The sequence below is a fragment of the Corynebacterium afermentans subsp. afermentans genome (genome assembly GCF_030408355.1).
Lineage (GTDB): Bacteria > Actinomycetota > Actinomycetes > Mycobacteriales > Mycobacteriaceae > Corynebacterium > Corynebacterium afermentans.
Genome location: NZ_CP046606.1, coordinates 1,255,469 through 1,276,818 on the forward strand (window position 1 = coordinate 1,255,469; position 21,350 = coordinate 1,276,818).

General features: G+C 64.7%; 22 protein-coding genes and 1 pseudogene. 11 read left to right on the forward strand and 12 right to left on the reverse strand.

From position 1 onward, the window contains the following. Window positions 1-18 precede the first annotated feature (18 nt). Entirely contained in the window at window positions 19-741 is a 723-nt protein-coding gene (locus tag CAFEA_RS05980; protein WP_063936724.1) for a glutamine amidotransferase-related protein, read from the forward strand. Here CAFEA_RS05980 and CAFEA_RS05985 read toward each other — a convergent pair. After that, window positions 738-1,406, reverse strand: a complete 669-nt coding sequence (locus tag CAFEA_RS05985) for an NAD(P)H-binding protein (RefSeq protein ID WP_063936725.1) — start codon at window positions 1,404-1,406, stop codon at window positions 738-740. The two genes, CAFEA_RS05980 and CAFEA_RS05985, sit on opposite strands and share 4 nt — an antisense overlap. Window positions 1,407-1,447: 41 nt before the next feature. Here CAFEA_RS05985 and CAFEA_RS05990 point away from each other — a divergent pair, with 41 nt between their 5' ends. Continuing rightward, window positions 1,448-1,717: an ACT domain-containing protein gene (locus CAFEA_RS05990; RefSeq protein ID WP_034998955.1), complete on the forward strand. Its 270-nt coding sequence runs from the start codon at window positions 1,448-1,450 to the stop codon at window positions 1,715-1,717. 11 nt (window positions 1,718-1,728) lie between these two features. Further along, window positions 1,729-3,093 (forward strand): PFL family protein, encoded by a 1,365-nt coding sequence (locus tag CAFEA_RS05995; protein ID WP_076589865.1) that lies wholly within the window; start codon window positions 1,729-1,731, stop codon window positions 3,091-3,093. 598 nt (window positions 3,094-3,691) lie between these two features. Here the strand turns inward: CAFEA_RS05995 and CAFEA_RS06000 are convergent. Continuing rightward, window positions 3,692-4,234: a phospholipase A2 family protein gene (locus CAFEA_RS06000; protein ID WP_143313148.1), complete on the reverse strand. Its 543-nt coding sequence runs from the start codon at window positions 4,232-4,234 to the stop codon at window positions 3,692-3,694. 531 nt (window positions 4,235-4,765) lie between these two features. Continuing rightward, window positions 4,766-4,939, reverse strand: a complete 174-nt coding sequence (locus tag CAFEA_RS06005) for a PLDc N-terminal domain-containing protein (RefSeq protein WP_172796696.1) — start codon at window positions 4,937-4,939, stop codon at window positions 4,766-4,768. Between CAFEA_RS06005 and CAFEA_RS06010 the strand changes: the two are divergent. The 3 genes and pseudogenes from CAFEA_RS06010 to CAFEA_RS06020 form a co-directional block, all read left to right on the forward strand. Continuing rightward, a pseudogene (locus CAFEA_RS06010) lies at window positions 4,914-5,420 on the forward strand (DUF711 family protein); the annotation flags it as partial. The gene CAFEA_RS06005 and the pseudogene CAFEA_RS06010 sit on opposite strands and share 26 nt — an antisense overlap. A 41-nt stretch (window positions 5,421-5,461) precedes the next feature. Continuing rightward, entirely contained in the window at window positions 5,462-6,145 is a 684-nt protein-coding gene (locus CAFEA_RS06015) for a MerR family transcriptional regulator (protein ID WP_063936728.1), read from the forward strand. A gap of 148 nt (window positions 6,146-6,293) precedes the next feature. Further along, window positions 6,294-6,725: a hypothetical protein gene (locus CAFEA_RS06020; protein WP_253704874.1), complete on the forward strand. Its 432-nt coding sequence runs from the start codon at window positions 6,294-6,296 to the stop codon at window positions 6,723-6,725. Here CAFEA_RS06020 and CAFEA_RS06025 read toward each other — a convergent pair whose 3' ends face one another. After that, the gene (locus CAFEA_RS06025; protein WP_063936730.1) at window positions 6,726-6,971 is read right to left on the reverse strand and encodes a PLDc N-terminal domain-containing protein; all 246 of its coding nucleotides are present in this window, start codon (window positions 6,969-6,971) and stop codon (window positions 6,726-6,728) included. Window positions 6,972-7,118: 147 nt separating this feature from the next. On the opposite strand from CAFEA_RS06025, the gene CAFEA_RS06030 reads away from it, so the two are divergent. Further along, window positions 7,119-7,982: a hypothetical protein gene (locus CAFEA_RS06030; protein WP_063936731.1), complete on the forward strand. Its 864-nt coding sequence runs from the start codon at window positions 7,119-7,121 to the stop codon at window positions 7,980-7,982. A gap of 127 nt (window positions 7,983-8,109) precedes the next feature. Further along, window positions 8,110-9,729 (forward strand): HNH endonuclease signature motif containing protein, encoded by a 1,620-nt coding sequence (locus CAFEA_RS06035; RefSeq protein WP_063936732.1) that lies wholly within the window; start codon window positions 8,110-8,112, stop codon window positions 9,727-9,729. Between the two features lie 25 nt (window positions 9,730-9,754). On the opposite strand, the gene CAFEA_RS06040 is transcribed toward CAFEA_RS06035, so the two are convergent. The 8 genes from CAFEA_RS06040 to CAFEA_RS06075 form a co-directional block, all read right to left on the reverse strand. Beyond that, window positions 9,755-11,383 carry an ABC-F family ATP-binding cassette domain-containing protein gene (locus CAFEA_RS06040; protein ID WP_063936733.1) on the reverse strand — a complete coding sequence of 543 codons (1,629 nt, stop codon included), beginning with the start codon at window positions 11,381-11,383 and terminating at the stop codon, window positions 9,755-9,757. A gap of 210 nt (window positions 11,384-11,593) precedes the next feature. Further along, complete coding sequence (locus CAFEA_RS06045) at window positions 11,594-11,968, reverse strand: metal-sulfur cluster assembly factor (protein WP_063936734.1); 375 nt, start codon at window positions 11,966-11,968, stop codon at window positions 11,594-11,596. Window positions 11,969-11,970: 2 nt separating this feature from the next. Then, on the reverse strand, window positions 11,971-12,420 hold the full coding sequence (gene sufU, locus CAFEA_RS06050; RefSeq protein ID WP_034998943.1) for a Fe-S cluster assembly sulfur transfer protein SufU: 450 nt from the start codon (window positions 12,418-12,420) through the stop codon (window positions 11,971-11,973). Beyond that, entirely contained in the window at window positions 12,417-13,649 is a 1,233-nt protein-coding gene (locus CAFEA_RS06055) for a cysteine desulfurase (protein WP_063936735.1), read from the reverse strand. Before CAFEA_RS06055 ends, sufU begins: the two co-directional genes overlap by 4 nt. Beyond that, complete coding sequence (gene sufC / locus CAFEA_RS06060) at window positions 13,649-14,404, reverse strand: Fe-S cluster assembly ATPase SufC (RefSeq protein WP_063936736.1); 756 nt, start codon at window positions 14,402-14,404, stop codon at window positions 13,649-13,651. The genes CAFEA_RS06055 and sufC overlap by 1 nt, the downstream gene beginning before the upstream one ends. A 12-nt stretch (window positions 14,405-14,416) precedes the next feature. Continuing rightward, entirely contained in the window at window positions 14,417-15,580 is a 1,164-nt protein-coding gene (gene sufD / locus CAFEA_RS06065) for a Fe-S cluster assembly protein SufD (RefSeq protein WP_063936737.1), read from the reverse strand. Next, window positions 15,581-17,026: a Fe-S cluster assembly protein SufB gene (gene sufB / locus CAFEA_RS06070; RefSeq protein WP_034998936.1), complete on the reverse strand. Its 1,446-nt coding sequence runs from the start codon at window positions 17,024-17,026 to the stop codon at window positions 15,581-15,583. Next, a complete protein-coding gene (locus tag CAFEA_RS06075) occupies window positions 17,019-17,777 on the reverse strand; it encodes a helix-turn-helix transcriptional regulator (RefSeq protein ID WP_286131493.1) in 759 nt (252 codons plus the stop codon). Before CAFEA_RS06075 ends, sufB begins: the two co-directional genes overlap by 8 nt. A gap of 122 nt (window positions 17,778-17,899) precedes the next feature. Between CAFEA_RS06075 and mptB the strand changes: the two genes are divergently transcribed. The 3 genes from mptB to CAFEA_RS06090 are packed head-to-tail and all read left to right on the forward strand — an operon-like array spanning window position 17,900 to window position 21,295. Next, a complete protein-coding gene (gene mptB / locus CAFEA_RS06080) occupies window positions 17,900-19,612 on the forward strand; it encodes a polyprenol phosphomannose-dependent alpha 1,6 mannosyltransferase MptB (RefSeq protein WP_063936738.1) in 1,713 nt (570 codons plus the stop codon). Continuing rightward, a complete protein-coding gene (locus CAFEA_RS06085; RefSeq protein ID WP_063936739.1) occupies window positions 19,605-20,531 on the forward strand; it encodes an ABC transporter ATP-binding protein in 927 nt (308 codons plus the stop codon). The genes mptB and CAFEA_RS06085 overlap by 8 nt, the downstream gene beginning before the upstream one ends. Beyond that, window positions 20,531-21,295 carry an ABC transporter permease gene (locus CAFEA_RS06090; RefSeq protein ID WP_063936740.1) on the forward strand — a complete coding sequence of 255 codons (765 nt, stop codon included), beginning with the start codon at window positions 20,531-20,533 and terminating at the stop codon, window positions 21,293-21,295. The genes CAFEA_RS06085 and CAFEA_RS06090 overlap by 1 nt, the downstream gene beginning before the upstream one ends. Window positions 21,296-21,350 lie beyond the last annotated feature (55 nt).

Consider the following 21,350-nt stretch of genomic DNA (forward strand, 5'->3'; position numbering starts at 1 on the left):
CGGTATAGAATTGCCGCTATGTCAAAGCTGCTTTTCCTCTCCCTTCGCAACGGCGAGATTGGGCCGGACGTCGCCCACGCCGAATACCACGACGCCCTGCGCGCCACGGGCGTAAGCGAAGTGGACATGGAACTGCGTGTCATCGACTCCCCCGACTCCGAGCTCGGCCCCCTCGACCCCGTCAGCGGCATCATCGTCGGCGGCTGCTCACTGAATGTGACCAACCCCGAGCGCGATCCGTGGCACAAGCGTATCGACGACATCCTGTCCGCCACCGTCAACTCCGGCAAACCCGTCTTCTTTGTCTGCTTCGGCATCTCTTGGCTGGTGGACCACCTCGGCGGCGAGGTCGGGCGCACCCACCCCGAGCCGTCCGGCCCGACCACCGTGAACGTGGTGGCGGAAGACGAGCTCGCCGGTCCTAGCGGCACGTTCACCGCCCTGACCGGCCACACCGAGAACCCGGTGCGCGTGCCCGATTCCCTCACCGTTGTGGCCACCGGTCCCGACGGCCTGGTGCAGATGGTCCGCTACGGCGACCGGGTGTGGGCCACGCAGTTCCACGCCGAGATGGATGCCGACGCGATGCGCACCCGCATGGACTTCTTCCACGACTACGGCTACTTCCCCGCCGAGGAGTACGCTCGCATCGTCGCCGACCTGCCCAACCACGACGTGAGCCGGGCGAATGGGCTGTTGCGCACATTCGCCCGGCTCTGCACCGAGGGCCGGTTCGACTAGATCTCGGAGACTTTCGCGTCGCCGCCTTCAAAATCGAGCGGGTTGCGGTCGAACTGCGTGCCGCGGCCGACCGATTCGACGATCACATCTGCCACAAGCTCGCGCGGGGTTTCTGACGAGGGGTCCCTTTGGTCGTCGAGAAGCGCGATGCCCTTACACGGATCATCGGTGAGGCGGGTGGGGCCGAGGATCTGGTACGGCAGGTCAGAGGCGAGCAGCCGCTTATCGACGGCCTTCTTCGCCTCGACATAGGCGTACCACGGGCCGCCGTCGTCCTCCGTGGTGGCCTCGGCGGCGCCGGCATAGGAGACCATGACGGTAAACGGGGCGAACTCGCCGAGCTCCTCGAGCGCGTCGATCATCGCCATCGCCGCGTCGCGGTCCACGGCAAAGGTGCGCTCTGCGGAACCGCCGCCGGCGCCCGCGGACCACACGACCACATCGAACGGGGTGAGCAGGCGAGCCCAGTCTTCCTCGTCGAGGGTGGTCAGGTCGCGGACGATCGCAGTCGCGCCGTCGTCGACAAGCTGCTGCGCATGGTCGGGGTTGCGCACGAGCGCGCTGACGCTGTGACCAGCCGCGACGAGCTTGGGGACGGAGTGGCGCGAGACGTTGCCTCCCGCGCCGAGAACGAGAACGTGTTGGCTTTGCTTAGGTGTTTCCATAACGCCCACCGTAACGCTATTTCAGCGCCTATACTTTGCGCATGCACGCAATTATTACGACCACTGGCAAAGACCGTCCCGGCGTCATCGCCGCGGTTGCTAAAACCGCAGCCGACGAGGGACTGAACATCCTCGACGTCTCCCAGACCATCATGGACGACTTCTTCACCATGATCATGCGCGTCGCTCTGCCTGAGGGCGATGTGGACATGGGGGCGCTGCAGGAGGCGTTCGACGCCGCCGGCAAGCCGCTCGGCATGGTCGTGCGCATCCAGTCCGAGGCCCTGTTCAGCGCCATCAACGACATTTAAGGGGGCCGGCTGTGAATTTCGAGTTTTCAGACGCGCGGTTCCTCGACGTCATCCGCATGATCGAGGATTACCGCCTGGACATCCGCACCGTCACCATGGGCATTTCGCTCATCGGCTGCACCCGCCCCACGATGGAGGCCACCGCGCAGGCGGTGTACGACCGGGTTGTGGAGCGCGCGCGTGATCTCGTACCGGTGTGCGAGGACATCGAGCGCGAGCTTGGCATCCCGATCGTGAACAAGCGCATCTCCGTCACCCCCGTCGCGCTGGTGGCGGCGGGCGCCGAGGGCAACCCGGTGGAGATTGCCCGCGCGCTGGATCGCGCGGCCGGCGAGCTCGGCGTGAACTTCGTCGGCGGCTACTCCGCGCTGGTGGAAAAGGGCGGCACCACCGCTGACAAGAAGCTGATTTACTCCATCCCGGAGGCGCTGAGCGTTACCGATAACGTGTGCGGATCGGTCAACGTGGCGTCGTCACGCGCCGGCATCAACATGAACGCCGTGGCCAAGATGGGCGAGATTGTGAAGGAGGCCGCGGAGGCGACCGGGGACCGCTCCTCCATCGCCTGCGCCAAGCTGGTTGTCTTCGCCAACGCCGTCGGCGACAATCCGTTCATGGCCGGTGCGTTCCACGGCATTGAGGAGCCGGACACGGTGATCTCGGTCGGTGTGTCGGGCCCCGGCGTCGTCGATAATGCGATCGCTCCGCTCAAGGGGGCAACCTTGAACGAGGTCGCCGAGGAGATTAAGAAGGCCGCGTTCAAGATCACCCGCGCGGGTCAGCTCGTGGGGACGATGGCTGCGGAGCGCCTCGGCATGCCGTTTGGCATCGTGGACCTCTCGCTCGCGCCGACGGCGGAGATGGGCGATTCAGTGGCGCACGTGCTCGAGCGCATGGGCCTGGACCAGGTGGGCACGCACGGGACTACCGCTGCGTTGGCGCTGCTCAACGACGCCGTGAAAAAGGGCGGCATGATGGCCTGCTCCCGCGTCGGCGGACTGTCCGGCTCGTTCATCCCCGTCTCCGAGGACAAGGGCATGATCGACGCGGTTCATAGCGGCGCCATCTCCATGGACAAGCTCGAGGCGATGACCTCGATCTGTTCCGTCGGTTTCGATATGATCGCCATCCCCGGCGACACCTCCGCCGAGCTCATCGCGGGCATGATCGCCGACGAAGCCGCGATCGGCATGATGAACCACAAGACCACCGCCTCTCGCCTCATCCCGGTGCCCGGCACCAAGCCCGGCGACGAAGTGAATTTCGGCGGGTTGCTCGGCTACGCACCGGTGATTCCGATAAACACGGTGGGTAACGACGAGTTCATCCACCGTGGCGGGTTCATCCCCGCGCCGGTGCACGGGTTCCGGAACTAGCGGCCGAGACAATCACCGATCATCCATGATTCAGCATTTGACCGATCACGCCCGTGCTCGCACCGCCGCGATGACAATTGCCGTAATAAACAGTGGGATTCCGCATGCTATCCAAACAAACAACATCCCGATACCCCATAGGGCGGTGTGATCGCCTGCCCCCTGAACCGCCGTCATGATCGGGTAATAGAGCGCAGCCCCCGCAGTAGCACCCAGCGCGCCCATGAGCGGTCCACGGACGGGGTGCGCTGGAACCTTTGCGCTTCCCAGCAAACAGACCACAAGCAAAAAGGGAATTGTTACAACAGCCATGTCTTCATCTGCTTGAAACGCAGCCCACCTGTCAATGCCTGCGGATACAAGAGCCACAATGGCGCAGCTAATGACAGCTAAAGCGACCGCGTAGCTGGCGCTGGTTAGACCTGACTGAACGCGACCATCCCTCTTGATGCCACTACTGCAAACGTAAATCAGTACGGCGACGGCCGCGGTAGGTACCAGGACCAATAACAATCCAAGTGCGAGTGCGGACACGATACCGTCCATCAGTTCTCCCCTCCGGAAGACGAAACTATCGCCACTTTCTCAAAAATAGAGGTCAGCACACCGGCCGGCAGGCCATGGCAGCACGGATTACCTGAATCGCTGCCTCAATGTAAGTTCGATCTGCTCCACCGTACTCCCCCTTGATGTTGTTCATGGTGGCCACAAACGCAACATCGCAGGCAATCATCGCGGAGCGGTCTCCATTTGCGTCTCCTATGCAGGTGTCGTGTCGCTGGCAAACGGAGTCCACGCTGTTTTGTGGGGCTCCGGGGCCGGAATTGCCGGTTCCGCAGTAGTTCCAACGATCCACCAGAGGAGCCCGAGCAACGGTTGAAGGCCCCTCCTCGTTAACCCACTTCTCTTGCGATATGTCGTTGAATGTTTCACCGATTTCCAAGATGTCGTCTTCCACACCGGCTTCACGGGCTTCTACGGTGTTGAACATCATCAGGCCGTTATCTTCGTACTCTACGAACTCGTCGAAGATTGCATTGATTTCGGGTGTCGATGGGTGGGCCTGCGCATTAACTGTCGTGGCAACGAGAAGCACCATTACACTGGTCACAGCTGTAATATCCAGCACTCGACGAAACACGATATTACCTCCTCATGGACATCGCACTACTGGCACCATCACGATCATTAACAGATGTTAACGAATTTGCCCTGATAGCAAGGTGAAAGATATACCACCAAGGGCTCTCAGGAATCGGTATTGAAGGAGTTCTACCGTGGTACCCAAGGTGTTTACGTCGGTAACGGTGAGCGGATGCCCAAACACGAGCTGGGACTACAACGCGACCAAGGAAGGTGGCTCCTCGACCGTTTATGAGTGACCCAGAGGTATTCTTACCCACGGAACGTTTACGGATCCTTGCATTAATGAGCCTGTTTTCGGCCGTCTAGTCAGTTTTTGTGCACCTGCTTTCCTGCAGGATTGTCGTGGCGGGTCGCACGCTACTTTCGCTTTGGGCGGCTGCATGGGTGTAGTCAAACACCGCCTGAGAGTGCTTCCGGCCCAGCTACGAGGGCCCTGACTTTTTGGCGCTGCGTCGCCCTGACAGAAGAAGAAACCTGCGCCGGTCAGATGTGTTCGCTTCTATGCGGAGGGCAACACTGTGAATGATTAGCGTTTCTTGCCCACCGCAAACCAGGCGACCCAGCCCAGGGTGTTGACTGCGCCAATCACGGGCGTCCACAGCCACTTCGGCCCCCGGACACGCTTGGAGTTGGTGCGCGCCAGGTTGCGTAGCGCAAACGCCTTGCCGGCGGTGTCGATGGCGCACGTGCTCGAGCGCATGGGCCTGGACCAGGTGGGCACGCACGGGACGACCGCTGCGTTGGCGCTGCTCAACGACGCCGTGAAAAAGGGCGGCATGATGGCCTGCTCCCGCGTCGGCGGACTGTCCGGCTCGTTCATCCCCGTCTCCGAGGACAAGGGCATGATCGACGCGGTTCATAGCGGCGCGATCTCCATGGACAAGCTCGAGGCGATGACCTCGATCTGTTCCGTCGGTTTCGATATGATCGCCATCCCCGGCGACACCTCCGCCGAGCTCATCGCGGGCATGATCGCCGACGAAGCCGCGATCGGCATGATGAACCACAAGACCACCGCCTCTCGCCTCATTCCGGTGCCCGGCACCAAGCCCGGCGACGAAGTGAACTTCGGCGGCCTGCTCGGCTACGCACCGGTGATTCCGGTGAACACGGTGGGCAACGACGAGTTCATCCACCGCGGCGGGTTCATCCCCGCGCCGGTGCACGGGTTCAGGAACTAGTGCTTGACCCTCACACGATGTGAGGGTTTAAGTTTTGGTGCGTGAAGATTTCAGACGTGGCTGCGGCAGCCGGCTGCTCCGTCCGTTCGGTGCGCCACCTGCACGAACGCGGAGTTGTGCCAGAACCTGCGCGGACAAGCGGCAACTACCGCGACTACTCCGTCAGCGATCTAGTGGCGGTGATTCGGGCGCGTGCGCTTATCGACGCCGGTGTTCCAGTCGCCGACATCGAACGTGAAGACGCAGTACAACGTTCAATTGCCATGTTGGACGGCCACATCGCCCATCTGGAGAGACAGCGGTCGCGGCTGCTGGCTATCGCGGAGGCGCCCGCCGGGTGCCCGCGCGATATTAGCGACAAACTTGCGGATGTGATCGACGATGCTGCGCTGCTGCAGATAGAGCTCGATTCCTGGGACCTCATGGCGCTCACTGGCGTCGCGACCGAGGCGACGTGGGCGCAGCTCAGGGCAAACCTCAAGGATGCTTCCTGTGTGGAGGCGGCGCGTAAGTCCGTCAATGTGTGGGGTGAGCTTCGGGCAATGCATTCACGGGATGTCGATGTTCCGCAGATTTCGGCTACGCTCTCGGCACTCTTTGCACGCGGAATTATGCGAGACGTCCTCCCTACCCTGCGGCAGGGTTCCGTCCCGCTCCAGGTGAAGGATCTTCCCACCCGGGGCGCCCAGCGGGTGGTGTTGGAGGAGCTCACCCGTGGCATCTAGAGCGATAACGTTGCTGAAGAAGCACCCTGCATACCGGGTAGCGAAGTTCGAACTGGGGCTGTACCGCGACTTGGGACGGTGGATCCGTGGACGCTGTCTCGTGCCCGATAGCGCGTCGCCGCTCCCCCATCCACCTGGGCGGTTGCAGATGCTTGGCTTTGTCACCGCAGTTTTGGCCATTGAGATGGTTGTTGCGCACCTGCTTTTGCCCGCAGGATTGGTGCGGCTGGTAGCGCTACTGCTTTCGCTCTGGGCTGTTGTGTGGGTGTGGTCGCTCATCGCCGGAGAACGTATCCGGCCAAGCTACGAGGGGCCTGACGCCCTGGTTCTGCGCCGCGGGAGAACGGTGTTCGCCGAGGTGCCTGCGTTGCTTGTGGCGCAGCGACGTACGGAGAGGACCTTTGCCTCTGACATCGAAATTGAGGGCAATACCCTGACCGTCGGTGGCTCCGGCGGGACCGACACACTCCTCGAGCTCAGCGAGCCTATAGAGGCCGCGGGTGACCGCTATCCCTGGCAGAAAGCGAAAACCGCGCCGGTAACACGCGTTCGCTTCTACGCGGGGCAGCGTGGTCTGTAGCTAGCGCTTCTTGCCCACCGCGAACCAGGCGACCCAGCCCAGGGTGTTGACTGCGCCGATTACCGGGGTCCACAGCCACTTCGGGCCCCGGACGCGCTTAGAGTTGGTGCGTGCGAGGTCGCGCAACGCGAAGGCCTTGCCGGCGGTGTCGATGGTGGCGAGCACGCCGGCGAGGGTCTTCTGGTCGGAGGACAGTCCGTTCCAGGCGTCCCGGATGGTGTCGATGATCTCGTTGTTTCTTGCCATATTGCGAGTGTAGCGGGCTGGTTTCGGGGTCCACGTTTCGTCCGTCGATAAGCAAGATGCTCACTATGATCGACAAACTCTTGTGCGGTTTGCGTTTCGGTTTGTACGTTCAATGCAACGAAATTTCCGAGCCGGAGGGGTTAGAAAATGGGTCGCCACAAGCTTCTGCACGTCATCACCGAACGCGTCAATTGCGCACCACGGGGAATCACATTCGCATCAAACATCATGCAGTTCGAGTGGATCCTCGGTGAAATTTTTGCGCACAAGATCGATACAAACGATCCGTACCGAGCCTTGGGGCAGGCGCTGACTTGGGTGTTCCGGTGGAACTCGACACCACCCAATACGGACGTCAGCGGCGAACTCCTCGAGGTTGAAAGCGAGGAATACCTGACACTCGATTACGCCCGGGGTGAGGTGACGTTGCAATTGGATGGGACGCCGAAGATGCGCTGCGCGCTGACACCAGAAAACGTACGCCCCCTTTTCCAGATGGTGTGGGACCACAACGAACCTGACCCGTACAGCGAGACTCCGCAGTTCCCGAAGCGGTCGCTGGTGCGGCTGGTTTGCGAACGAAGCGGAGCGGTCGGCTCCGGCATCGACGTCTTCTACCCCATCTGCGGCGAGGAACGGATTAGGGGGTTTCTGCCCGGGATTCTTTTGGGCCAGACAGTCGATTCCCTCCTCTCCAATCTCTGGCTTGTTGGGGAGCTAGACGCCCTGGTGCAGCCGTTTCAGGACCAGGTAATTGGCGACGAGTATGACGCGACGACCCCACCGCTACGCGAGGTGGATTGCCCGATGTTGACCGTTGATGTCCCCAACGAGTCGCTGCGGTTGAGCTCCTCTAACGGTGAGCTGGTCATGGTTACGGACTTCACGGAGGAGGCTGTAGAGCGCGTGCAGGCAGAGTTCGAACGGTTGGTGGATCCCTGGGCGCGGCCTCGTGCGCTTGCAAGTTCACATCCCGACTATGAGCTTTGGGCCGGCGATTCACCGTTCTAGAAATGTGATACTGATTACACTTTCTTTCCCTATGTTTGCCCCACTGGACATAGAGAGAGTTTATGTCGACGCGATTTGTATGTTGATCGTAAACGTATTCGATTAAAGGGTTGTAAAGGAGGGTGAAATGGCGACTGACCTGCGGAAGCACGTCGACACGATCACCCATGCCCTCCTGGCCATAAAAGACCTTTGTGCGGAACCTGAAGCGGTTTCGTTCGAGGAGGTCCGCGCGGACTTCGAGCGTCTCGAAGCTGCGTTTAATGTCAAGGCGACACTGGATGCACTGTTCGCCTACGTGTGCGAGCGTGACGACGCTGGCCGCGTCGTCGGCTCGAAGCACGCCAATCAGTACTTGCAGAAGAAGCTGGGGCTTGAACCTAAAGACGCATACGACCGTCTCGCCCGGGGCCGGGATTACTACGGCGAGCCCGAGGTCGAGGATGATCCTGCAACCGATCTGTTCGATTATGGGGCTGATGACACGCCCGAGGATTCTGCGGCTGAGGCCGCGCGGGAGGAGGCGGCACGGGCGGCTGCCCGCGAGGCTGCCCGTGCGGAGGCGCGGCGCAAGCAAGAGGAGGCCCGCCGTGCCGCCGAGCGCGTGAACGCCGAAAAGCAGCGCGTGATCCGTCAAGAGCTGGACAAGCTTGTCGGGGATGCGAAGGGAGCGCGTGCCCGTCTCCAGGCGGACGCGCTCGCGGAGGCGCCTAAACGGACAGTGAAGGATCTGCGCGCCACCGTGCGACGCTGGGTGGAGCAGGAGAACCGCAAGCACGTCGAGCCCACGAACCCGAACGCCGGGATGGAAAACCGTGGCCTGCACATCGGTGGTCAGCGCGCGGACGGGACGTGCCGGATAACCATCGATGCTGTGGCCTCCGATTCGGCCCTGTTTAAGGCGCTGACCGACAAGGGGTTGTCGCCCAACTCGAACCTGCCCGAGGGCGTGGAGGATTACCGCACGCCCTCGCAACGCTTGTACGACCAGTTCTCGGAGATACTCAAGCATTACGACGCCTGCGAGAAACCGACCGGCGGCGGTTGCGCGTCCGTGGTTGTGTCGGTGACATTAGACGAACTGGCGGAGGCCGATCCGACCACGAAGTTCGCCACCAACACCGGCATCGAGCTCGACGCGTTCGACCTCGTGCGATTGGGCATGGACGGAACATCAGACTTCGTGCTTACTGTCGACGACGTAACGTCGATGCCGTTAAACCTGTACCGGACGCGACGATTGGCGTCACTGGCGCAGCGGATTACGTTGCTTGCGGTCCAGGGCGTGTGTGCCTGGACCGGCTGCACCGCCCCACTCACAGAGACGGAGATCCACCACATCACGTCGTGGCTGCAGGGCGGCGACACCAACATCGACAACCTCACAGCGCTGTGCCGGACTCACCACCGCTGCAACAACGACTTCAAAGACCACAGAAACAACACCAGTCACATGGATGTGGACCCGACAACGGGTCGAGCCGGAGTAAAGGAACCCGGGTGTGCAACGTTGCAGTTCAACCATGCGGATGCGGCCGAACATTCGGCGGTGAATCGCCTGCGAAAGCGGCACCGGCAGCGAGATCGAGCGACCGTGCCCGATCCGGGTGGCGGTGTCTCCCCACCGGAAACCCGAATACCACCGGAATCACCTGTACCACCAAACCCACCGGATCCTCCGCCCCCGCGCGGGCCGGTGGAGCCCCCGCCATGGGCGAAGGGGCAAGACCCGTACCCGCCGTTCTAGATGCGCCCACCTGGTCGGTGGCTGGTTAGGCGAGCTCGACGATCTCCATGTACTCGTCGCTCCACATGTCCTCGTCGCCCTCGGGCATGATGATGACCCGCTCCGGCTCGAGCGCGCGCACCGCGCCCGGGTCGTGGGTGACCAGGACGACGGCACCCGTGTAGGTCTTCAGCGCGTCGAGAACCTGCTCGCGGGATTGGGGGTCGAGGTTGTTGGTGGGTTCGTCGAGCAGCAGCACGTTCGCTCGCGAGGAGACGAGGGTGGCCAGCGCGAGGCGGGTCTTCTCGCCGCCCGAGAGGGTGCCGGCGGGCTGTTCGAGCTTGTCGCCCGAGAACATGAAGGCGCCAAGCAGGCCGCGCAGGTCCTGCTGGCCGGCGTCGGGGCAGGCCTCGATGATGTTCTCCCAGACGCTCTTGTCGCCGTCGATGGTGTCGTGCTCCTGGGCGAAGTAGCCGATCTTCAGCCCGTGGCCCGAGACCACGCCGCCCTCGCCGTCGGTGCGCTCTACCCCGGCGAGCAGCTTGAGCAGGGTGGTCTTGCCGGCGCCGTTGGTGCCCAGCACGACCACGCGCGAGCCCTTGTCCACCGCCAAGTCCACTCCCGCGAAGACCTCGAGGGATCCGTACATCTTGGTCAAGCCCTTGCCGAACAGCGGGGTTTTGCCGCACGGCGCCGGCTCCGGGAAGGAGATGGAGGCGACCTTGTCGGCCACCCGGACCTCGTCGAGCTCCCCTATCATGCGCTCGGCGCGCGCCATCATCTGCTTCGCGGCCGATGCCTTCGTGGCCTTCGCGCCCAACTTTGCGGCCTGCTTCTGCAAGGCTGAGGCCTTCTTCTCGGCGTTGGCGCGCTCGCGGCGGCGCCGGGCCTCGTCGAGGGCGCGGGCATCCTTGTACTTGGAAAAGCCCATGTTGTACACGTCAGCTTCGGCGCGCACCGCGTCCAGGAACCAGACCTTGTTGCACACCGCGTCAAGCAACTCGACGTCGTGGGAGATCATGATCAGCCCGCCCTCGTGCTTGGACAGGAAGTTGCGCAGCCAGGAGATGGAGTCGGCGTCGAGGTGGTTGGTCGGCTCGTCGAGAAGCAGGGTGGTCTGCGACTTGCCCGAACCCTGGCGCGAGGCGAACAGGATCTGGGCGAGCTCCACGCGGCGGCGCTGGCCGCCCGACAGGGTCTTCAGCTGCTGGTCCAGGATGCGCTCCGGCAGCCCAAGGTTGTCGCAGATCTGGGCCGCCTCCGCGTTGGCCTCGTAGCCGCCGAGCGCCTGGTAGCGCTCCTCAAGGCGGGAAAATTTCGCGATGGCCTTGTCGCGCTCTTCGCCGTCCGTTTCCTCCATCAGCTTCTGCTGCTTGGCCATCGAGCGCTGGATCTGGTCCAGGCCGCGGGCCGAGAGCACACGGTCGCGGGCGGTCTGCTCGATGTCGCCCTCTTTGGAGTCCTGTGGGAGGTAGCCGATCTCGCCCGAGCGGGTCACCGAGCCGCCGTAGGGTTCGGTCTCCCCCGCCAGGATGCGCATCGTGGTGGTCTTGCCCGCGCCGTTGCGGCCGACAAGGCCGATGCGGTCGCCGGGTTGGACGCGGAGGTGCTGGCCGGGGGCGTCGAGAAGCGTGCGCGCGCCGACGCGGACCTCGAGATCATTGGTGACAATCACGGGGAAACTGTATCAACAGCCCCCAAATCGGGATCTACTTCTTCGAGACTGCGCGCACGATCCAAATGATCAGCGCGACGATCATCGCAACCAGGCTGGCGGTACCGAGCAGGACCAAAATTTCAGCAAGCCCAAGGTTCACAACAATCCTCCCTCACAACGCGAAAATCCCCCACAGGTTAACAACCTGGGGGGATTACAAGAGGTGTTTTAGACCGCGAAACCGAGGGCGCGGAGCTGCTCGCGGCCCTCCTCGGTGATGAACTGCGGGCCCCACGGCGGCATCCAGACCCAATTCAGGTCCAGCTCGTCGACCGCGGTGTTGTTCACGACCGACAGGGTCGCCTGCTCCTCGATCACGTCAGTGAGCGGGCACGCCGGCGAGGTCAGCGTCATGTTGAGCACCGCGACGGTTTTGCCCTCGCGCTCCTCAATCCACAAGTCATAGACCAGCCCCAGGTCAACCACGTTGATGCCCAGCTCCGGGTCGATCACGTCGTGGAGGTACTCCTCCACCTCGCCGATGAGCTTGAGCTGCTCTTCGGTCTGCTGCGGGCGCTCCGCCTGCTTGTCCGGTTCAGTCATAGCTACTCCTTCTCTCCCAGGGCGTCCGACGTCGCCGCCTGGAACGCCTTCCACCCCATCAGCGCGCACTTCACGCGTGCCGGGAACTTGGCTACACCGGCGAACGCCACGCCGTCGCCGATCATCTCGGCATCGCCCTCGACGGTGCCGCGCGAGGTGATCATCTCGTCGAACGACGCGAGCTTCTTCATTGCCTCGTCGACCGGCAGGCCGATGATTTCTTCAGCCATCACCGACGTGGAGGCCTGCGAGATCGAGCAGCCTTCAGCGTCGTAGGAGACGTCCTCGACCGTGGAGCCGTCCTCCGACAGGTGCACGCGCAGCGTCAGTTCGTCGCCACACGACGGGTTGACGTGGTGCACCTCCGCCTCGAACGGCTCGCGCAGCCCCGCGTGCTGCGGGTTCTTGTAGTGGTCCAGGATGACTTCCTGGTACATGGATTCGAGGTTCATCGCGCGAAAAACTCCTTCGCTTTGCTAATCGACGACACCAAGGTATCAACCTCATCCAGCGTGTTGTACAGGTAGAAGCTCGCCCTGGACGTGGACTGCATGTCCAGGCCACGGTGCAGCGGCCACGCGCAGTGGTGGCCGGTGCGGATGGCAACGCCCTCGGAGTCGAGCACCTGGCCCAGGTCGTGCGGGTGCACGCCCTCGACCGTAAAGGCGATCGCGCCGCCGCGGTTGTCGGCGGTAAGCGGCCCGGCGATCCGGAGGCCGTCGATACGCTGCATCTGCTCCAGGGCGTACGCGGTGAGCTCGCGCTCGTGCGCCTGGATGTCCTCCATGCCGACCTCGGTGAGGAAGCGCACCGCCTCGCCCAGTCCCACGACCTGGGAGGTCATCTGGGTGCCCGCTTCGAAGCGCTGCGGCGCCGGGGAGTAAGTGGAGCCCTCCATGCGCACGACCTCGATCATCGAGCCGCCCGTGAGGAACGGCGGCAGCTCGTTGAGGTGCTTCGAGTACAGCGCGCCCACGCCGGACGGGCCGCACATCTTGTGCCCGGAAAACGCCGCGAAGTCGACGTCGAGGGCGTGGAAGTCCACCGGCATGTGGGGCACCGACTGGCAGGCGTCGAGCACAGTGAGCGCGCCGACGGCCTTTGCGCGGCGCACCATCTCGGCCACGTCCGCGTGCGCGCCGGTGACGTTGGACTGGTGGGTAAACGCCACAACCTTGACCGTGTCGTCGAGCTCGAGCGAGTCGAGGTCGATGCGGCCGTCCTCCGTCATCGCATACCACTTCAACGTCGCTCCGGTGCGGCGCGCCAGCTCCTGCCACGGCACGAGGTTGGCGTGGTGCTCGAGCTCCGTGATCACGATGGTGTCGCCCTCGCCCACCGCGAACTCGCCTGCGCGGGAATCGCCCAGCACGTACGCGACCAGGTTCAACGCCTCGGTGGCGTTTTTGGTGAACGCGATCTCGTCGTTGTCCGCGCCGACGAAGGCCGCGATAGCCTCGCGGGCGGACTCGTACGCGTCGGTGGCCTCCTCCGCCAGCTCGTAGGAGCCGCGGTGCACGGGCGCGTTGCAGCCGAGCACGAAGTCACGCTCAGCGTCCCACACCCGCTGCGGGCGCTGCGACGTCGCCCCCGAATCCAGGTACACCAGCGGCTTGCCGCCGCGCACGGTGCGAGACAGGATCGGGAACTCCTTGCGGATGGCTGTTACGTCGAGCGCCATCAGATGAACTTCTCGTAGCCCTCGGCCTCGAGCTGGTCGGCGATGGATGCGTCGCCGGTCTGCACGATCTTGCCGTCGGCGAAGACGTGGATGTAGTCGGGCTTGACGTAGTTCAAGATGCGCTTGTAGTGCGTGATCATGAGGACGCCGCCGCCGGTCTCGTCCTGGTAGCGGTTGATGCCCTCGGAGACGATGCGCAGCGCGTCGACGTCCAGGCCGGAGTCGGTCTCGTCCATGACCGCGAACTTCGGCTTCATCAGGGCCAGCTGCATGACCTCGTGGCGCTTCTTCTCGCCCCCGGAGAAGCCCTCGTTGACGGAGCGCTCGGAGAAGGAGGCATCCATCTGCAGCGCCTCGCGGGCGGCGTTGAGCTCGCCGACCCACTCACGCAGCTTCGGGGCCTCGCCGCGCACGGCGGTGACCGCGGAGCGCATGAAGTTCGACGAGGACACGCCCGGCACCTCCACCGGGTACTGCATGGCCAGGAAGAGGCCGGCGCGGGCGCGCTCGTCGATCTCCATGTCGAGCACGTTCTCGCCGTCGAGAAGCACCTCGCCCTCGGTCACCTCGTACTTCGGGTGGCCCGCCAGGGTGTAGGCGAGGGTGGACTTGCCGGAGCCGTTCGGGCCCATGATCGCGTGGGTCTCACCGCCCTTGATGGTCAGGTTGACGCCCTTGAGGATCGGCTTCGGCTCCTGGCCTTCCTCGGTGGGCAGGACGTTGGCGTGCAGGTTCTTAATTTCCAGGGTGGACATGTATTGCTCCTTTTAGTTTTCGTTGCGCTCGAGCTCGCCGGCGACGCGGGCGATAAGTTCTTCGCGGATCGACTCGACGGGGATCTGGTTGAGGACCTCGTTGAAGAAGCCGCGGATGATCAGGCGGGTGGCGTCTTCCTCGCGGATGCCGCGGGAGCGCAGGTAGAACAGCTGGTCGTCGTCGAAGCGGCCGACGGTTGCAGCGTGGCCCGCGCCGGCGATCTCGCCGGTTTCGATCTCCAGGTTCGGGATGGCGTCGGCGCGTGCGCCGTCGGTGAGCACCAGGTTGCGGTTGGTCTCGTAGGTGTCGGTGCCCTTCGCCTCGGCACGGATGAGCACGTCGCCCACCCAGCAGGTGCGCGCCTCCGGCAGCTTGGATGCCTTGTCGCCCTGCAGCGCGCCCTTGTACAGCACGTTGGAGCGGCAGTTCGGCACCGCGTGGTCCACCAGGAGGCGGTTCTCGATGTACTGGCCCGCGTCGGCGAAGTACACGCCGGTCAGCTCAGCGTCGCCGCCGGGCGCCTCGAAGGCGAGGCGCGGGGTGATGCGGACGATCTCGCCGCCGAAGGTGGCCACGTGGTGGCGCAGGGTCGCATCGCGCTTCACGACGATCGACTGCTGGCCAACGTGCACCGCATCCAGGTCCCAGTCGGCGTCCACCACGGCGTTGACGCGGGAGCCTTCGCCGATGACCCAGTTGATGTTGTCGGCGTGGGTGCCGGAGCCGGCATAGCGCACCACAACGGTGGCCTCGGAGTTCGCGCCGGATTCGAACACGACGGTGCCGAAGGTGGTCTTGTCCGCGCCCGCGCCGGTGATGGTCACGGTGATCGGCTCAGTCAGCTCCGCGTTCGCCGGCACCGAAATCAGGGTGGCGTTTTCGGAGGAGGTCCACGCCTGAGCGGCGATGCGGTCGACGGGGGCGCCGGCGGCGGTCACGCGCTCGTCGTCAAGCGAAACTTGCTCGACTGCGACCTCGCTGGGGCCCTCGACCGCAATCTGGGCCTCGGCCTGCGGGGCGAACTTGCCGTTGTGCAGGCCGCGAAGGCGGCGCAGGGAGATGAAGCGCCAGACCTCGTCGCGGCCGCCCGGGACCTCGAAGTCCTCCACGTTGAAGGAGGAAAACAGGTCGCCCTTGTTGTTGTGCGTGGTGGCGTTTTTGACGGTTTCAGCCATTTAGCCCACCGATCCTTCCATTTGCAGCTCGATGAGGCGGTTCAGCTCGAGGGCGTACTCCATGGGCAGCTCCTTGGCGATCGGCTCGACGAAGCCGCGCACGATCATGGCCATAGCCTCTTCCTCGGCGATGCCACGGGACATCAGGTAGAACAGCTGGTCCTCGGAGACCTTGGACACCTTCGCCTCGTGGCCCAGGGTCACGCGGTCGTTGCGGATGTCGTTGTACGGGTATGTATCCGAGCGCGAGATGTCGTCCACCAACAACGCGTCGCACTCCACGTTCGAGGCGGAATCGTGGGCGTTGGCGTTGATCTGCACCAAGCCGCGGTAGGCGGCGCGGCCGCCGCCGCGGGCCACGGACTTGGACACGATGGACGAGGAGGTGTGCGGCGCCATGTGCGTCATCTTTGCGCCGGTATCCTGGAACTGGCCCTCGCCTGCGAACGCGACGGAGAGCACCTCGCCGCGAGCGTGCTCGCCGGTCATCCACACGGCCGGGTACTTCATGGTGACCTTGGAGCCGATGTTGCCGTCGACCCACTCCATGGTCGCGCCCTCTTCAGCCTTCGCGCGCTTGGTCACCAGGTTGTAGACGTTGTTGGACCAGTTCTGGATGGTGGTGTAGCGGCAGCGGCCGCCCTTCTTCACGATGATCTCCACCACGGCGGAGTGCAGGGAGTCCGACTTGTAGATAGGCGCGGTGCAGCCCTCGACGTAGTGCACGTACGCGTCCTCGTCGACGATGATGAGGGTGCGCTCGAACTGGCCCATGTTCTCCGTGTTGATACGGAAGTATGCCTGCAGCGGGATGTCCACGTGGACCCCCGGCGGGACGTAAATGAAGGAGCCGCCGGACCACACGGCGGTGTTCAGTGCGGAGAACTTGTTGTCGCCGGCCGGAATGACGGAGCCGAAGTACTCCTTGAACAGATCCTCGTGCTCGCGCAGGGCGGTGTCGGTGTCGACGAAGATAACGCCCTTTTCCTCCAGGTCCTCGCGGATCTGGTGGTAGACCACCTCGGACTCGTACTGCGCAGCAACACCTGCGACGAGGCGCTGCTTCTCCGCCTCGGGGATGCCCAGCTTGTCGTAGGTGTTCTTGATGTCCTCCGGCAGGTCGTCCCAGCTGGCGGCCTGCTCCTCGGTGGAGCGGACGTAGTATTTGATGTTGTCGAAGTCGATGTCGGACAGGTCCGCGCCCCAGGTGGGCATCGGTTTTTTGTCAAAGACCTCCAGCGCCTTCACACGCTGGTTGAGCATCCATTCCGGCTCACCCTTGGTGCCGGAGATGTCGCGCACGACCTCTTCATTCAGGCCACGGCGCGCGGAGGCGCCAGCGGCGTCAGAGTCGTGCCAGCCGTAGTTGTAGGCGCCGATCGACTCGATGATCTCGTCGTCGTTCATCGGCTTCTCAAGGCCTGGTGTGGGCTTCACTTCAGTCATGGTCAGCCGCTCCTTTCGTTGCTGTTCCCGCCGGGCGCGTTCGGGTCCGCGCCGCGGCAAGGGGGATGTTAGTTGTGCAGATGCCGTCGCCGTCGGAGATGAGGGCGAGCGGCTGCACATGCGTATCGACGATCCGGGCCACCGCTTCCCTTTCCGCCCCGCAGAACTCCGGGTGTGCCGCGGCGACCGCGGCCACCGGGCAGTGGTGCTGGCAGATCTGGATGCCGGCATCGGTGCGGTGGACGCTCGGGGCGTAGCCGTGCTTTTCCAGCGCGGCGGCGACGCGCCGCGCCGTGACCTCCGGATCATCCGAGGGCTCTACGTTGCCGAGGATCTTTTCCACGCGGGCGCGGGCGAAGTCGCGCACCGCGTCCTCGCCCCCGATCTGCTGGATCAGTTCCACGGCGTCGAGCGCGAGTCCGTCGTAATGCGAACCGAAGCGCTCGCGACCCGCGGCGGTGAGCTGGAAGTGCTTGGCCGGACGGCCGCGCCCCTGCTCCTCGCCCGCGACGGCGCGTGGCGCGCAGGGTTCCGCAAGCTTTTCCTCGACAAGCTTGTCAACGTGCCTGCGCACGCCGGCCGCCGATAAGTCGAGCTCTTCCGCAATGTCGCTGGCCGCTACCGGGCCCCGCTTGAGCAGGACCGACATCACCTGCGAGCGCGTGTCGCCGCCAACGCGGGACGCGTCCGCAGGAGCGGGGGTGCGGGTATTCGGCGTAGCCGCAGTATCCGCTGTATCCGCTGTTTCCACGATGGCACCACCTTTCGCTCAATGTGGTCTGGGTCGCTGCCTTTTCACAACACTAGTGTGTTGTAAATATTCCCGCTGCACCGGGTGGGCGCGTGTCGGGGCGCGCCTTAGACTGTTCAACCGTGACTGCACCAGACCGCCCGCACGGCTCCCGACGCCCACGCCGCACCCCGCGCCTGAGCGTAGCCAGCGAGCTGCCCCGCTTCGGCAGGCCCGGGTCCCGCTCGACCCTGCTGCACGACCCGGCAGCGCCTGCGCAGACCGCGCCGTCGAGCGTCGCGGTGCGTGCCCGCGAGCGCGGCCGGTTCTCGGTGCTGCGCTGGGTGGGCGCCGCCGGGTCGTGCCTGACCGCCTTCGCGGGCATCGGCGGCGGCGCCCTGCCGGTAGTGGAAAACCCGTGGCAGAACTTCCCCTTCGGCGCGGAGATGGGCCGCATGATGCTCACCGCCAACGCGCTCGTACTCATCGGCGTCGGCGTATTGGTTGCCGCATGGCTGGCTTTGGCCCCGTTCGTCGGGGCGTCGCCGGGCGCTGCACGCGGAGCGCGGGTGAGCAACCCAGAGATGCTGCGCACCTTCATCGCCTGGGTGATCCCGCTGCTCGCCACCGCTCCACTATTCACCCAGGACATCTACTCCTACTTGGCTAACGGCAGCATCGTGCGCCAGGGGCTCGACCCGTACTCCTCCGGCCCCGTGGAGCTTTTGGGCGTGGAGCACCACCTCGCCCGCTCCGTGCCGTTTATTTGGGCGCACTCCCCCAGCCCATATGGTCCGGTGGCACTCGGCACCGCGGCGGTGATCTCGAATATCACCGGCGACTCGATCTTCTGGGGTGTTCTCGCCCACCGCGCCGTGTCGGTGGCGGGCATCCTCGCCGCGGCCTGGGCGGTGCTCGCGCTGGCGAAGCGCTGCGGCGTGACCGGCCCGGCCGCGCTGTGGCTGGGCATACTTAACCCGCTGACGGTGCTGCACATGGTGGGCGGCATCCACAACGAGGCCATCATGATGGGCCTGCTGCTCGTCGGCCTCGAGGTGGGGCTGCGCGGAATCGACCGGCTCGAGCTTGACCGCCGCTCCGGCTGGGCGCTGCTCGCTGCCTCGGCCGCACTGATCAGCTGCGCAGGCATGGTGAAGGTGATCGGCTTTTTGGCCCTCGGTTTCACCGGCATGGCCCTCGCCCGCCACCTGCGCACCCGCCCGCAGCGCCAGCGCAGCGGGCCCCGCGCAATCGCCACCTCCGCCACCCTGCATGCAGCCATGCTGGTGGCCACCGCCATCGCGGTCTCGCTGGTCTCCGGCATCGGGCTGGGCTGGGTCACCGGCCAGGGCGGCGCCGCCCAAATCCGTAGCTGGCTGTCGCTGACCACCGACATCGGCGTCGCCGGCGGGTTCCTCGGCATGAACTTAGGCCTGGGCGACCACACGGACGCCATGCTCAGCGTGACCCGCTGGGCGGGCCTCAGCGTCGCCGCGGCTTTCGCGGTGCGCATGCTGTGGGCCACCTACCGCGGCACCATCCACCCGGTTGGCGGGCTCGGCGTGTCCACGTTCGTTTTGGTGGTGCTGTTTCCCGTCGTGCACCCCTGGTACCCGCTGTGGGCCGTGCTTCCCCTGGCGGCGTGGGCGAACCGATTCGCCTTCCGCGCCTCGGTGGCCGGGTACTCGGCGCTGGTCAGCTTCCTCGTCCTCCCGCGTGGTCTGAAGCTCCAAGCGGGGGCCGTGGCCACGATTTACGTCTCCGCCATCGTCGGGTTCGTCCTCCTCGCGGTGTGCGTGGCCCTGACGCTTCGGGTGTGGCGGCGTAGGCGGTCTACACTCATCAGCCATGAGTGATCACGCGCTGGTCGTCGATAGCGTTGTCAAGCGCTTCGGCGAGAAAGCGGCGGTTGACGGGCTCTCTTTCACAGCGCGGCGCGGCGAGCTGCTGGCGCTTTTGGGCCCCAACGGCGCCGGCAAAACCACCACCATCGAGATGTGCGAGGGCTTTACCAAGCCCACCTCCGGGTCGATCCGGGTGCTCGGCATCGACCCGGTCGCGCAACCGCAGAAGGTGCGCGACCGCATCGGCATCATGCTCCAGGGCGGCGGCTCCTACGCCGGCGTGTCCGTGGAGGAGGTGCTCAACCTAGCCGCCAGCTACAACAAGCACCCCCACGACCCGAAGTGGCTAATGGAGCTGGTGGGCCTGGAAGGCGCGGCCAAGACCACCTACCGGCGCCTCTCGGGCGGCCAGCAGCAGCGCCTGTCGCTGGCGCTGGCGCTGATCGGCCGGCCGGAGCTGATCTTTTTGGACGAACCCACCGCGGGCCTGGACGCCCAGTCGCGCATGGCGGTGTGGGACATCATCTCGGCGCTCAAACGCGACGGGGTAAGCGTCCTGCTCACCACCCACCTCATGGACGAAGCGGAAAGGCTCGCCGACGACGTGGTCATCATCGACCACGGCAAGGTCGTCGCCCAGGGCTCCCCCGAGGCGCTGACCAGCCACGAGGAGTTTCCGCTGCTCGCTGTCGAGACCGCAGAGGCGCTCGACGTGCACAGGCTTAACGACGAGCTCACGCCCGCCGGCCTCACCGTCGAAGAAATCCGCCCCCGCAGTTACCGGATCAAGGGCACGGGGTCGCCGGAGGTCGTCGAGAAGCTGGCGCGCGAGGCCGCACGACAAGGGGTGCTGATCCGCGAGCTGAGCGTGTCCCACCGCAACTTGGAGGACGTGTTTTTGGACATCACAGGAAGGGAGCTGAGGAGCTGATGAAAAAGCTCACCCCCGGCATTTTCGCCCCGGCGCCGCAGCGGGCGTCCTTCGGCCGGATGGCTGCGGCCCAGGGCCGCATCGAGGCGAAATTGATGCTGCGCCACGGCGAGCAGCTGCTGCTCAACGTGCTGATCCCCGCGGCGATCCTCCTGGCCGCCCACTTCGCGCCGATCCTCGGCGACAACACCGAGTTCGACGTGCTGGTGCCAATGGTCTTCGCCGTGGCCGCAACTGGCGCCGGCTTCACCGGTCAAGCGATCGCCGTCGCCTTCGACCGCCGCTACGGGGCGCTGAAGCGCACCGGCGCGTCCGGGGTGCCGCCCTGGACCATCATCGTGGGCAAGATCCTCGGCGTGCTGGCCACGGTGGTGGTGCAGCTGGTGGTGCTCGGCGCGATCGCGCTGGCGCTGGGGTGGCGTGTCTCCCCTGCCGGCGCCGTGTTCGGGCTGGCCACGCTCCTCGTCGGCGTCGCCGCGTTCACCGCGATGGGGCTACTCATGGGCGGCACCCTGCGAGCCGAGCTGGTGCTGGCCCTTGCGAACCTGATCTGGCTGGTGCTGATGGGCATCCTCGGCTGGGTGGGCTACTCCGGCGATATCGCGCACGCCGGGTGGTGGAACGCAGTGCCCACCGTGGCGTTGGCGGGCGCGCTCGTGCAAGCACTGTCGTTGCAGGTCAACTGGGTGGCGTGGGCCTCACTCGCCGCTTGGGGGGTAGCCGCGATGACCGCGGCCGTGCGCCTGTTCCGCTTTGACGGCTAGGCGCGATACACTCACCACGATCATTATCGTCCGAAAGTTGGAGAAACAGTGACCG

What these genes read in the sequence shown, in the direction of transcription:
- CAFEA_RS06085 (WP_063936739.1), top strand. Translation starts at nt 19,605, where the DNA reads ATGAGTGATCACGCGCTGGTCGTCGATAGCGTTGTCAAGCGCTTCGGC.
- sufC (WP_063936736.1), bottom strand. Translation starts at nt 14,404, where the DNA reads ATGTCCACCCTGGAAATTAAGAACCTGCACGCCAACGTCCTGCCCACC.
- CAFEA_RS06020 (WP_253704874.1), top strand. Translation starts at nt 6,294, where the DNA reads ATGCTTGGCTTTGTCACCGCAGTTTTGGCCATTGAGATGGTTGTTGCG.
- sufB (WP_034998936.1), bottom strand. Translation starts at nt 17,026, where the DNA reads ATGACTGAAGTGAAGCCCACACCAGGCCTTGAGAAGCCGATGAACGAC.
- CAFEA_RS06045 (WP_063936734.1), bottom strand. Translation starts at nt 11,968, where the DNA reads ATGACTGAACCGGACAAGCAGGCGGAGCGCCCGCAGCAGACCGAAGAG.
- CAFEA_RS06025 (WP_063936730.1), bottom strand. Translation starts at nt 6,971, where the DNA reads ATGGCAAGAAACAACGAGATCATCGACACCATCCGGGACGCCTGGAAC.
- CAFEA_RS05985 (WP_063936725.1), bottom strand. Translation starts at nt 1,406, where the DNA reads ATGGAAACACCTAAGCAAAGCCAACACGTTCTCGTTCTCGGCGCGGGA.
- CAFEA_RS06005 (WP_172796696.1), bottom strand. Translation starts at nt 4,939, where the DNA reads ATGCGCTCGAGCACGTGCGCCATCGACACCGCCGGCAAGGCGTTTGCG.
- CAFEA_RS06030 (WP_063936731.1), top strand. Translation starts at nt 7,119, where the DNA reads ATGGGTCGCCACAAGCTTCTGCACGTCATCACCGAACGCGTCAATTGC.
- CAFEA_RS05980 (WP_063936724.1), top strand. Translation starts at nt 19, where the DNA reads ATGTCAAAGCTGCTTTTCCTCTCCCTTCGCAACGGCGAGATTGGGCCG.
- CAFEA_RS06055 (WP_063936735.1), bottom strand. Translation starts at nt 13,649, where the DNA reads ATGGCGCTCGACGTAACAGCCATCCGCAAGGAGTTCCCGATCCTGTCT.
- sufU (WP_034998943.1), bottom strand. Translation starts at nt 12,420, where the DNA reads ATGAACCTCGAATCCATGTACCAGGAAGTCATCCTGGACCACTACAAG.
- CAFEA_RS05990 (WP_034998955.1), top strand. Translation starts at nt 1,448, where the DNA reads ATGCACGCAATTATTACGACCACTGGCAAAGACCGTCCCGGCGTCATC.
- CAFEA_RS06090 (WP_063936740.1), top strand. Translation starts at nt 20,531, where the DNA reads ATGAAAAAGCTCACCCCCGGCATTTTCGCCCCGGCGCCGCAGCGGGCG.
- CAFEA_RS06035 (WP_063936732.1), top strand. Translation starts at nt 8,110, where the DNA reads ATGGCGACTGACCTGCGGAAGCACGTCGACACGATCACCCATGCCCTC.
- sufD (WP_063936737.1), bottom strand. Translation starts at nt 15,580, where the DNA reads ATGGCTGAAACCGTCAAAAACGCCACCACGCACAACAACAAGGGCGAC.